This is a genomic window from Actinospineispora spinosispora DSM 44797 (assembly GCF_000429025.1).
GTDB lineage: Bacteria > Actinomycetota > Actinomycetes > Mycobacteriales > Pseudonocardiaceae > Pseudonocardia > Pseudonocardia spinosispora.
Map to the genome: position 1 here is coordinate 56,086 of NZ_AUBB01000027.1, position 11,177 is coordinate 67,262.

Below are 11,177 nucleotides of genomic sequence, written 5' to 3' on the forward strand. Positions count from 1 at the left end.
CTGCGCGCCCAGCAGTTCAAGGTGCGGCTCTACATGTCGTCTCCCACGCGGGCTCCGCGAGTCCGGAGGAGGAGTTCCGGCGAAGACTCAACGCAGCACCGGCAAAGTCGGCTCCGCGAGTCTCCGAAGGAGTTCCGGCGAAGGCCGGAGTAGTGAATGTCAGCGACCAAATAGCCCAGCTGCCGGGGCGGCTCCCCAGGTAGGCACAAGCGCGCGCCCGGCGACGAAGGAGCTTGTTTTTCTGGGAGTACCCCAGCGAGCGTTTACGCGAGCCGGGGTGGTCACAGAAAAACTCCGCGCGGAACAGGCCCAACTAGGGAGCCCTCCAGTGCACCGAGACCGAGCGTTCGGCTCTTCTGGTCCGGATCTCGACGAACTCGCCCAGGATCGTGGCCCGGTCGAACACCGCGACCGACTCGTCGATGCCGTAGGTGACCCGGTCGCTCAGGAACACCGGGGTGCCGGGTGGCTGTTCGAGTCGCTCGGCCAGCTCGTCGCCGAGGGCCCCGGGGCGTAGTCGTTCGTCGGCTCTGCTCACCACGACCCCCAGGTCGGCGAGTGCGCCGTAGAGCGAGGTCTGGGTGAAGTCCACTTGTCCCAGCTCGGTGGAGTAGCGGCTGGGCAGCCAGGATTCCTGGTGGATCGCGGGGATGTCGGAGAGCCACCGGAGCCGTTCGATCCGGTACGCGACCGCCCCGGGTTCGAGGCCCAGCTGTTCGGTGACGAGCTTCGGTGCGCGGACCTTCGTTCGGCCGAGCAGCTCGGTCTGCACCGTGCGGCCCTGCTCCCGCAGGTCGTCGGCGAGGCTCTGCATCGAGCCGAGGTTGTAGCTGGCTCTCGGCGCGGTGACGAACGTGCCCCTGCCCGCGTGCTGGCTGACGAGCCCGTCGTCGATCAGCACCTGCAGGGCTTGTCGCAGGGTCATCAGGGTGACGCCGTACTCGGTGCTGAGCGTGCGCTGGGCGGGGAGCGCCGCTCCGGGGGCGTACTCGCCGGACCGGATCTTGGCTTCCAGGTCGGCGGCGATCACCGAGTACTTCGTTCGGCGCCGCGCGGGATGCTCCACCCAGCTTCTCCATCGGCCGACGTCCCCTCGGCGGCGTCCAGCGCGTCACGCATCGCGGCCACCTGAGCACCGATTTCCTCCGCACCGGCGCCGGTGAGCACCCTACGCATCAACGCCGACGCCACGACCACGCCATCCGCGTAGTCGGCCGCGGCCGTCACCTGTTCCGGCGTGGACACCCCGAAACCGAGCAGCACCGGAAGGTCGGTGTGCCGTTTCAGGTCCAGGACCAGCTCCCGCCCGGTGTCGGTGAGGTCGCCGCGTTCGCCGGTGGTGCTCATCCGGCTGACCGCGTAGACGAATCCGCGACTGGCCTCGCCGATCTGGCGGCGGCGGGCCGCCCCGGTCGACGGCGCGGCCAGCAGCACCAGGGCGACGTCGTTGTTCCGCGCGGCCTCCCGCAACGGGGCCACCTCGTCGACCGGCACGTCCGGCACGATCAGGCCGCTCACCCCCGCGTCGCGCAGCCGCGAACAGAAGCGCTCCGCGCCGCGGTGGAAGACCAGGTTGGCGTACGTCATGGCGACCAGCGGCACGGCCGATCCGGCCTCGCTCAGCTCGGCGAGGATCGTGTCCACCGTGGAACCTCGGCGTAGTGCCTGGTCCGAGGCCTGCTGGATGGTCGGGCCGTCGAGCATCGGGTCGGAGAACGGCAGCCCGACCTCGATCACGTCGGCGCCGGCGCGTTCCACGGCCCGTACGTACGACGTCCAGTCCTCGGTGATGCCGCCGGTCACGTACGGGACAAGCAGCTTCCGGCCGGCGTCGCGGGTACCTCGCGTGACCGACTCCAGTGTGTTCACGACAGCTCCATCAGTGTCGACATGTCCTTGTCGCCCCGGCCGGACAACGTCAGCAGAACGGTCGAGCCCTTCGGTATCTCGCCGCTCTCGGCGGCGGCGAGCAGCCATGCGACCGCGTGCGCGGACTCCAGCGCGCACAGAATCCCTTCGGCCCGCGCCAACCGGTGGACCGCGGCCACGACCTGCTCGTCGTTGACCGTGACGTACCGCGCGCGCCCCAGCTCGGCCAGGTGTGCGTGCTCGGGCCCGATGCCCGGGTAGTCGAGGCCCGCCGAGATCGAGTGCGCCTCCTGGATCTGGCCGTGCTCGTCCTGCAGCACCATCGAACGGACGCCGTGCAGGACCCCGACCGAGCCGAAGCTGATCGCCGCGCCACCCTCGGCCTCGACCCCGATGAGCGTGGCCGGGGTGTCGAGGAACCCGGCGAACGTGCCGGCGGCGTTGGACCCGCCGCCGACACAGGCGAGGACGTAGTCGGGCGCGCCGGCGCTCAGCTCACGGGCGCACTGCGCCCTGGCTTCCTCACCGATGACCCGCTGGAACTCGCGCACCATCCACGGATAGGGGTGCGGGCCGAGCACTGAGCCCAGGCAGAAGTGGCTGTCGGACACCGAGCTGACCCAGTGCCGCATCGCCTCGCTGGTCGCGTCCTTCAACGTGCGGGTGCCGGAGGTGACCGGTACGACCTCGGCGCCCAACATGCGCATCCGGAAGACGTTGAGCTCCTGGCGCCGCATGTCGACCTCGCCCATGAACACCGTGGCCTCGAGGCCCAGCAGCGCGGCGGCGGTGGCCGTGGCGACGCCGTGCTGTCCGGCGCCGGTCTCCGCGATGAGCCGCCGCTTGCCCATCCGGGACGCGAGCAGCGCCTGACCGACCACGTTATTGATCTTGTGTGATCCGGTGTGGGCCAGGTCCTCGCGCTTGAGCAGGACGTTGACGCCCAGCTCGGCGGAAAGCCGCCACGCCGGGGTCAGCGCCGTCGGGCGCCCGGCGTACACCGCGAGCAGCCGGTCCAGCTCGGCACGGAAGGCCGGGTCGGCCCATGCCGCCCGGAACCCCTGTTCGAGCTGCTCACAGGCGGGGACTAGCGCTTCCGGTACGAACCGGCCCCCGAACTCACCGAAGCGACCGAGCCCTGACGGTTCTCGCTCGACTGTTCTAGAACTCATGCCGCTAGGTATAGCACGACTTGGGGCGAGAGTTCTAGAACAATCTGTCTCGGGCTAGCTGTGGTTGGGGTGAGTGGGGTTGGGCTAGCTGGGGTTGGGTTGGGTGGCTCGGGTTGTGGGCCTGCGGGGGTGATTGGCCTGGGTAGCTCGGGCTGTGGGGCTCTAGCGGTGGGTGGAGGTGCAGGCTGTATTGCTTGGGCCTGTTTCGCGCGCGACTTTTTTCTGTGACCACCCCGGCTCGCGCGAGCGCTCGCTGGGGTACTCCCAGAAAAAAAGGCTCGGGGACTCGCCCGGGCGCGCGCTTGTGGCCACCCTGGGAGCCGCCCTGGCAGCTGGGCGGGTTGTTGCGGACATTCACTGCCCGGCCTTCGCCGGAACTCCTTCGGAGACTTGCGGAGCCGGCTTCACAGACGCATGAGCACGCGCAGCCGAATGGGGGGCCGTGAGTGTTTTGGGTTGCCAGGGCAACCCAAAACACTCACGGCTCCTCGTTGCCTGCGCAGGTGTTCGTCGTGGGATGCGCATCGCCGCTGGGCCCCCTCACCTCGCACCGAGAATGTGGTGAGACACGGTGTGCGGGTGGCCCCGCAGAGGCGCCCGGAGGGGTTCCGCCGCAGGCGGGTAGTGCATGAGTGGCGGCTCCCAAGGTGACCACAAGCGCGCGCGTCGCCGAAGGCGACATTTTTCCGAGTGGCCCTCTCTGCCCGAAGGGTAGAGAGGGCCGCGAGGAAAAACCCCAGGCAGCGAGCCGTTAGGCGAGCCGCCTGGATCGTTCCCGGTCGGCCCGAAGGGCCTTCCGGGAACGATGGCGCGCGGGTCAGGCAATTTTACAAGCCATGCGCTTCACGACGTGGAAGAAGTTGCCGGGGGACAGTTCTGGTTCGCCGGCCACGATGTCGGGGCAGCGGGTCAGCAGCTCGATGAACAGTGCCTTGATCTGGAAGCGGGCGAGCTGGTTGCCGAGGCAGTGGTGGATTCCGCCGCCGCCGAACGAGATGTGCGGGTTCGGGTTGCGGGACAGGTCCAGCTCGTGGGCGTGGTCGATCGCGTCCTCGTCGCGGTTGGCCGAGGAGTAGAACATGACGAGCTTGTCGCCGGCACTGATCTGGACGCCGTCGAGCTCGGTGTCGTGTGCGGCGGTGCGACGGAACGTCATGATCGGCGTGGCCCAGCGCACCAGTTCCTCGACCGAGGTCTGCATGCGACCCTCGAGGTCTTCGAGCAGCCAGGCACGCTGCTCGGGGTTGGTGGTCAGTGCGCGCACGCCGTGCGCGAGTGACTGGCGGGTGGTGTCGTTGCCCGCGACGGTCAGCAGCACGAAGAACGAGCCGATCTCGTGGTCGGTGAGCATCTCGCCGTCGACCTCGGCCTGCGCGAGCGAGGTGAACAGGTCGCCGGTGGGGTTGCTCCGTCGTTCGACGACGGTTTCCTTGGACAGCTCGTGCATGAAGGTCAGTGCATTGAAGATCGCCGCGAACTTCTCTTCCTTGGTCGACCCGGTGATCTCGTCGTCGCCCCACGACATCATGACGGACATCTCGTGCGAGGTCTTCTGCCGGACGCCGTCGGGCACGCCCATCATGTCGTTGAAGTTGTGCATCGGGAGAAGCGCGCCGCATTCCTCGACGAAGTCGACCCAGCCGTCTTCGGATGCGTGGGCCTTCTCGATGAGGTTGTCGACGACCTTGGTGGCGTTGGCCTTGATCTGGTCCTCGATGCGGCGCATCTGCTTCGGGGTGAACGCGGCGGACATGAGCCTGCGCAGCTTGGTGTGCCGGGGCGGGTCCATCGCGATGATCGACTGTGCTGCCTCGAGGAACTCGGTGGGCAGGTTGTCCATCACGATGCCCGGGCCGGACAGGAAGTCCTGCGGACGCTTGGTGACCTCCGCGAGGTGCCGGTGCGTGGTGATCGCCCAGTAGCCGTAGTCGTCGTCGACCGGCATCAGCTGGTCCTCGAAGGGCGGCTGCCAGGTGATCGGCCGCTCGCGGCGCAGCACCGCGAAGCTCTCCTCGCGATCGTCCATGGTCGTGGACCAGAACGCCGTGGTCGACAGATTCACCTCGTCGTACGGCCGGTCCGGGTTGCCGCTGGAGTGCTGGGTCAGTCCGGTGCCTTGGCCTTCGAAGCCTGTGGTGGTCATCGTCGCGTCCTCCCGTAGTGATCAATCTCTCGCCGTTGAGCACCTCACTGCACACAAGGTCTCACAGCATGCCCACTTTGCACAAGTGCCTTTTTTTGTGCAGAACTTGCGTTCGACTCTGGATATGTTCAAGACTGGTGCGGTGGCCGTGACTTTCACCGAGCGAGTCCGCTCCCAGCTGCGCGACGAAGTACTCGACGCGGCCGCGGAGGCGGTGTCCGCCGGCGGCTGGGCCGCGCTTCGCATGCAGGCCGTCGCCGACCAGGTCGGTATCAGCCGCCGCACCCTGTACTACGAGTTCGGCAACAAGACCCGCCTCGCCGAGGCGCTCATCCTGCGCATCACCGGCCGGTTCCTCGACGGCGTCCACGAAGCACTCGTCCAGGCCGATGACCTGGCCACCGGCTGGGAGGCGGCGGTGCTGTCCGCGCTACGCGCCGCCGAGACCGACCCGGTGCTGTCCGCGATCCTGACCGGCACCGCTCGTGAGGACTTCCTGCCGCTGCTGACCAGCGAGGGGACCCAGGTCATCGACTACGGCACGGCGCGCATGAGCGCGGCCGCCCGCGAACGCTGGCCCGACCTGCCGCAGCGAGAGACGTCACTGGCGGCCGAGGCCACCGTGCGGCTCGCGCTCAGTCACATCGTGCGCCCCAGCGGTCCGATCGCGGCGGCGGCGCACGACATCGCCGAGCTGGCCGCCGTCTACCTCACCCGGCCACGCGCCTGAGCCACGACCTGCCGGATCCCGTGTGTGGTGGCCGTGACCAGCACCCGCCCGGCGAAGCTCGCGGAGTCGAAATACTCCCGCCAGTAGGTGATCTCGCCTCCGGTGAAGGTCAGCACCCCCGCGACCGGCGCCGACACGATGAGACCGCCGTCCGCTCGGCGCAGATGATCGACCCGTTCGGTGTGCACGGTGTCGCCCTCCACCGCCAGACCGAGGACGTCCACGTCGATGGTCTCGAGACCGAGTGTCCGGTGCGCGAGGCTCAGGAACCGGCGGGCGCCCACCGGTCCTCGGACCCGAGGTATGGGCCGCTGGTCCCACACGCAGTCCTCGGCGAGCAGGTCGAACGAGCGGAAGAACGCGTCCCGCGACCGGCCCCACTCGGCGAAGAAGTGCCGTACGACCTGCTCACGAGGCAGGCCGACGAGTTCGGCGGCGTGCACATCACTATCCACGTTCGAGCCTCCCGCTGGGCGATCACCAGCAGGCTGACACACACTGAACGTTCTTTCAATGATGGCGGAAGCGGAGGGATTCGAACCCCCGGTACCTTTCGGTACTTTCGCTTTCAAGGTCCATGACTCCCCGTCCGCGCCTGACCGACATGCCATCTACCAGGTGCTGGAGCCACGAGGGAAGCCACGGTGAAGGTGTGGATTGCGCCGGACTGAGACCCAGAATGAGACCCCTCCTACGAACCCATCGGAGCGCGCGCCGAACTGAACTCGACGGAGCCCACCGGCTCCCAGTCCCATCGACGTTCCGGTCCCCACTGGACCACGAGCGTGACCGCCTCGACAACAAATCGGTGCGCCGGGATCGAGGTGCCCAGCGCGTCAATGATCGGGGCTGCCGGTTGGTTCGCTGTGCTGTAACCGACAGTCATGTGCGGCACCCACTTTGCCGTCGCCTCGTCATCTACCTCGCCGCCGGTCAACGAACACGTAGCGCTGTCGATCTGTCTGCGGATTTCGCGCAGTGGTTCGGCGGGTTCGACGGCCAGCAGGATCGCCTCAGGGTGGTACAGCACATGCTGAAGGGCCACAGCTGGCGCTGAGACGTCACCGAGCGCAGAGCGGGTCGCGTCCAGCAGATGCGACAGACGATCGCGCGGCATCTCTTCCGTGGCTCCAGCGACGAGCATCGTCATGTGCAGCCAGTCACACGGGGTGAGGTGGAAGCCATCGAAACCAGCGAGAATCGCCTGCGTAGTACCCGCTGCCTCACGGGCCTTCGGGTATCGAGCCATCAGTGCGTGCCAGTAGACCGTTCCCCGGCCTTCCTGCGGTTCCCAGCGATTGGCCCAGCGGTCACGCATGTGCGCGGGCAGCGGATACACGCAGACTCCTATCGGGGGTCGTTCGGCAGAGCTTCCAGTGTGAAGACGCGAACATCGGACAACAAGTCACGCGCGGACCGGTCGTTGCGGAACCGTCGGTCACGCAGTCGTCGAGTCAGATTAGCCATGTAGGCCGTCACCGTAGATACCCGCAGTTCAGGTGGAAGGTCCAGCACTGGCCGCACTTCGTCGATGCCAGCCGCCAGGTCACCGCAGTCAATGTGCGCAATCCCGGCGCCGATCCGGATCTGTGCCCAGTTCGCCTTGTTCACGTGCGCACCCGTCGCCCAGCTCGCATCCGCGCTAGCAACGGCTTGGAGGGCATCGTCTGGATTTCGAGCCTGCGTGGCTACCGATAGTGCGAAAACTGCCTGCCGAGCGGCCGGGAATGACCACGCCGAGACTCCCGAGTCCTGCTCGCATTGTGACGTTTCTTCTTCGACCCGTCGAAGTACGTCTTGCGCACGACGCACGTCTCCGACGAGAGCGGCTGCGTTGGCCTCGTAGCAGCCAAGTTGCAACCGGATCGGCGCCATCGGGCTCCGGGCATAACCAGCGCGTGCCATGTCTGCGGACTCCATCAACCGGTCTGTCCATCGCAAGGTTTTCGCTAGCGCACTGCGAATAACCGCGTCATTAGCTCCGGCTTCCTCGGCGAAGGTGAGGCCAGCCATACCGTGTCGGATCGCCGCATCGTCCTGCTTGAGATCACTCAGCAAGAGGCAGGAATGAGCGAGCAACTCTGACTCAATCCGGTAGATGTCCCGAGCCTGACTGAGACGAACCGGACCGGCCAGCAACTCGTGTGCGTCGGCTCGTAGACGAAGAACCTGGCGAAGTACCGTCCGTGCCGGTGCGCGAGTGTGCATCTCCGCGAGCGCTGTAGTCGCTCGGTCTATGCGCTCGATGGCGTCCCTCGACGTGCCCGACTCGGTGATCTCTGCGAGCAGGTGTTCAACGTCAACGGTCGCCGACCGAGCAGCACCGACAACGGCCCCAGGGACGAGACCGAGATCGGCCTGACTTGCCCGATACAGCGCGCTGTAGCGCTTCCGGTTGTCCGGTGCTGGCTGATGCTCGCCCTTCTCGTGCCGCCGCACCATCTCGGCAGTGATACCGATCGCGTCGGCGACCTGTTCCTGTGTCAGCCCGCGAGCCTGCCGGTACTCAACGAGGCGTGGTTCGAGCACGGGGCGTCGTGGTCGCGCCATCGTCACCTCCCCCACCCTGTACTTGCCGAGAAGCTACCTCGGCGATGGCGTCATCTGGGGCCGAATGACGGAACTCGTCAACCCCGCACGTCTGCGGTGTTTCGCGGGGGGTTTCGTGAGGGGTTTCGTGACCTGGGGCGACTGCGGCCGAACTGGTGTTCTTGAGGCATGCCAGAAACCACAGTGACGAGGGAAAACAGCGGGGGGTCAGTCCCTAGCCTCACGCTGCTCCAGCGCGGTAACTCGCTCCAGAACCTCGTGCAGCAGGCGAATCACCTCGGCCAGGTCGCCAGTCGGACCATGCGCATCAAGCCTTGCACTCAAGGCCGCAACGTCCAGGTCCTCGCGGACAAAGCTCCCGGTGCCTCGCCTGGTGGACACGACCGCGCTGTCCCGGAGAACGGCCAGCGCGCTCTGGATGGTGCCGCTGGCAACTCCGTAGCGCTCCGCAAGCGCGGTGATGGACGGCAGTCGTTCACCAGGTGCCAGGTCCTGTCTGACGATCGCTTCCATCAGGTCGTTGGCAATCTGCACGTAGGGCGGCCGGGGTCCATTCAAGTCAAGTTTTCCCACGTCGACAGCCTATCCACTACGCCAGTCAGGTTACCAAGTATGGCAGGTAAGTTGACACACTTGACATACCTCGCTAGCGTCTCAGTCGTTGCAGGCACTTCGGAGCTTGCTGAGCAAGAAGCCCCGACCGGTGCGGGAACACCAGCCGGGGCACACATCGAAACCTCTGGAGAAACGATGCAGTCGCAGGTTACGCGCATGTACCGGGTGAAGGCAGTAGCCGAGATGTTCGACGTCTCGGTGGCCACGATCTACCGAGCGATCGAGTCTGGCCAGCTGACCGCGTTGCGGATCGGCGGTGGCACGGGCGCGGTTCGTATCCCGGAGTACGCGCTCAAGCCGTTCGTGGATGCCTGCATGAGTGCGGCCCAGCAGGCTCCGACCGGGAAGGCGGCGGACGCCGGACAGGCCGACGACGTGGTGTCGGGGGAGGTGGCCTGAATGCGTGAGATCAGGACGAACGTGGTGTTCGGTTCGCACGATGTACCGGGTCTGTTGCTGGATCACAGCACCAGCCGCGAGTACTACCCGGCGGTGTTCGTATCGGCACCGGTTCCGTTGAGCGTGGACGATGTCGCGTCGGTCCTCTACATCGTGCTGGAACCGCAGGAGACCGCCGACGTGTCGGCACCCGAGGCGCGCAGCCTGGTCTGTGACATCACGATCAACGCCGGTTTGCAGGGCGTGGCCGACATGGTGGACACCGTGGCCAAGGACCGGCGGATCGGCGATGAGGCGGCGGTTGAGCACTGGGCGGAGTGCAGCCGGTTGGCCGTGGCTGCGATCGCACCGGCCACCCGTCCGGTTTCAGCTGACATTCCGGCCGCGCGGTCCGCGCTGGCCCTGGCCGCCGGGAGCACCCGATGAGGACGATGACGACGGTGCACGCGACGAGCAGCAGGGCACGTGACAGTTTCCGGATCACCTTCAGCCGGGGTCGCCGGTCTGTGGTGTTCCGCAGTATCGCCCCGGTATCGGCGGCGTTGGGTCTGTCCGATGGACGCGTCCGGGCGGACATGGACCCGCAGGAGGCGGCTGAGCTGGTCATGGACGCGGTGGACCGTCACGGTGTCGAGCGGCTGGAACACCTGGAGCGGTGGAACCGGCGGGTGAGCCTGCTCGACCGGTCCGGGCTGGCCGACCCGCACGAGCTGCGCGAGCAGCGCGCGTTGTGGACACATCGGCACTGGCAGGTGTGTGTGGACGTGGCCGACACCCTGGCCACGGCCGCCGGGCGTGGCCGGCTAGCCGGTCCACCGGCGATCCCGGCCGCCCGCTCCGCTCTCGCCCTGGCCGCTGGTGGTGCCCGATGAGCACCGGCCGCGAGAACATCAGCCACGACGCCGACCGGGAGCACGCCCGGCTGGTGGCCAACTCCAAGCGCATCTTCCGGGCCTGGCAAGGCCTGGACGGCTTCGACTGGGCACCGGGCTGGCGGCCGGGACCGCTCAACGAGACACCGGCATCGGTGTTCCCGCCCTACCTCGAGGAACGGGACGCCCCGGATACCCCGATGGACCACGCCGCCGCGCTGGTCGATGCCCTACACGGCCTCGATCTGGGCTTCGTCGACGCCGACGTCATCAGCGCGCTGGCCCGCTACTGCGACACCCCGGTAGTGGCCGGTCTGGTGTCCCTGATTCACCGCGCACGCTTGGCCGGACCGATCCCGGGCCGCGCACGCCCTGGCCACCGACCGCGCTAGCAGCGCGTCTCAGGGCCGCCTGAACGCCTCGTAGACGGCCTTTCCGCCCCGCCTGGACCGGCGGGCACCCCTCCACCACCAACCCACCACGGCCCCGCCGTGTCACTGGGTGTCTTCACCCTGCCCGCCGGTCGGCTCCCAACCACCACCAGCAACCCCGCAGACGTCCAGGACACCCCAGTCCTGGCGCACACCGGAAGAGAAGGAAGCCCTGATGAAGAAAATCAAGCTCAAGGACCTCAAGCCCGGCATGGTCCTGGTCGGCAACCAGATCGGCCCGTTCTTCGACGGCGAGACCAACACCGTCGCCAAGGTCACCAAGACTCCGGGCGGCAAGTACCGGGTCACCGACGTCGACGGCCTGTCCTCACCCGAGTGGCCCGCCACGTTCGTCTTCCACGTCCGCTAGCCCGCACCAGGCCAACGCCAGAGCGC

Annotated in this window: 14 protein-coding genes; 6 read left to right on the forward strand and 8 right to left on the reverse strand. The window is 67.3% G+C overall.

Annotation, left to right across the window (positions count from 1 at the left end):
• Positions 1–313: 313 nt before the first annotated feature.
• The 4 genes from G406_RS0113420 to G406_RS0113435 form a co-directional block, all read right to left on the reverse strand.
• On the reverse strand, positions 314–1,066 hold the full coding sequence (locus G406_RS0113420; RefSeq protein ID WP_028934239.1) for a GntR family transcriptional regulator: 753 nt from the start codon (positions 1,064–1,066) through the stop codon (positions 314–316).
• Positions 1,027–1,869, reverse strand: a complete 843-nt coding sequence (gene trpA / locus G406_RS46670; protein WP_051342047.1) for a tryptophan synthase subunit alpha — start codon at positions 1,867–1,869, stop codon at positions 1,027–1,029. Before trpA ends, G406_RS0113420 begins: the two co-directional genes overlap by 40 nt.
• Positions 1,866–3,041, reverse strand: coding sequence for a tryptophan synthase subunit beta (gene trpB / locus G406_RS0113430; protein ID WP_028934240.1), 1,176 nt, complete (start codon positions 3,039–3,041; stop codon positions 1,866–1,868). The genes trpA and trpB overlap by 4 nt, the downstream gene beginning before the upstream one ends.
• An 817-nt stretch (positions 3,042–3,858) precedes the next feature.
• Positions 3,859–5,184, reverse strand: coding sequence for a cytochrome P450 (locus G406_RS0113435; protein WP_084216037.1), 1,326 nt, complete (start codon positions 5,182–5,184; stop codon positions 3,859–3,861).
• A 148-nt stretch (positions 5,185–5,332) separates the two neighbouring features.
• Between G406_RS0113435 and G406_RS46675 the strand changes: the two genes are divergently transcribed.
• Complete coding sequence (locus tag G406_RS46675) at positions 5,333–5,914, forward strand: TetR/AcrR family transcriptional regulator (protein WP_037076516.1); 582 nt, start codon at positions 5,333–5,335, stop codon at positions 5,912–5,914.
• Here the strand turns inward: G406_RS46675 and G406_RS55610 are convergent.
• From G406_RS55610 to G406_RS0113460, 4 genes are all read right to left on the reverse strand, one after another.
• Positions 5,890–6,369, reverse strand: coding sequence for a limonene-1,2-epoxide hydrolase family protein (locus tag G406_RS55610; RefSeq protein ID WP_211241133.1), 480 nt, complete (start codon positions 6,367–6,369; stop codon positions 5,890–5,892). The two genes, G406_RS46675 and G406_RS55610, sit on opposite strands and share 25 nt — an antisense overlap.
• A 236-nt stretch (positions 6,370–6,605) precedes the next feature.
• Positions 6,606–7,253: a 2'-5' RNA ligase family protein gene (locus G406_RS0113450; RefSeq protein ID WP_028934242.1), complete on the reverse strand. Its 648-nt coding sequence runs from the start codon at positions 7,251–7,253 to the stop codon at positions 6,606–6,608.
• 8 nt (positions 7,254–7,261) lie between these two features.
• Positions 7,262–8,464 carry a helix-turn-helix domain-containing protein gene (locus G406_RS46685; protein ID WP_245607111.1) on the reverse strand — a complete coding sequence of 401 codons (1,203 nt, stop codon included), beginning with the start codon at positions 8,462–8,464 and terminating at the stop codon, positions 7,262–7,264.
• A 207-nt stretch (positions 8,465–8,671) separates the two neighbouring features.
• Positions 8,672–9,037, reverse strand: a complete 366-nt coding sequence (locus tag G406_RS0113460) for a GntR family transcriptional regulator (protein ID WP_028934243.1) — start codon at positions 9,035–9,037, stop codon at positions 8,672–8,674.
• Between the two features lie 177 nt (positions 9,038–9,214).
• On the opposite strand from G406_RS0113460, the gene G406_RS0113465 reads away from it, so the two are divergent.
• The 5 genes from G406_RS0113465 (at position 9,215) to G406_RS0113485 (ending at position 11,151) form a co-directional block, all read left to right on the forward strand.
• Positions 9,215–9,478 (forward strand): helix-turn-helix domain-containing protein, encoded by a 264-nt coding sequence (locus G406_RS0113465; protein ID WP_245607107.1) that lies wholly within the window; start codon positions 9,215–9,217, stop codon positions 9,476–9,478.
• Positions 9,479–9,904 carry a hypothetical protein gene (locus G406_RS0113470; RefSeq protein WP_028934245.1) on the forward strand — a complete coding sequence of 142 codons (426 nt, stop codon included), beginning with the start codon at positions 9,479–9,481 and terminating at the stop codon, positions 9,902–9,904.
• Complete coding sequence (locus G406_RS0113475) at positions 9,901–10,350, forward strand: hypothetical protein (protein ID WP_156934841.1); 450 nt, start codon at positions 9,901–9,903, stop codon at positions 10,348–10,350. The genes G406_RS0113470 and G406_RS0113475 overlap by 4 nt, the downstream gene beginning before the upstream one ends.
• Positions 10,347–10,742 (forward strand): hypothetical protein, encoded by a 396-nt coding sequence (locus G406_RS0113480; protein WP_028934247.1) that lies wholly within the window; start codon positions 10,347–10,349, stop codon positions 10,740–10,742. Before G406_RS0113475 ends, G406_RS0113480 begins: the two co-directional genes overlap by 4 nt.
• A gap of 214 nt (positions 10,743–10,956) precedes the next feature.
• Positions 10,957–11,151, forward strand: a complete 195-nt coding sequence (locus G406_RS0113485; protein WP_028934248.1) for a hypothetical protein — start codon at positions 10,957–10,959, stop codon at positions 11,149–11,151.
• Positions 11,152–11,177: the final 26 nt, after the last annotated feature.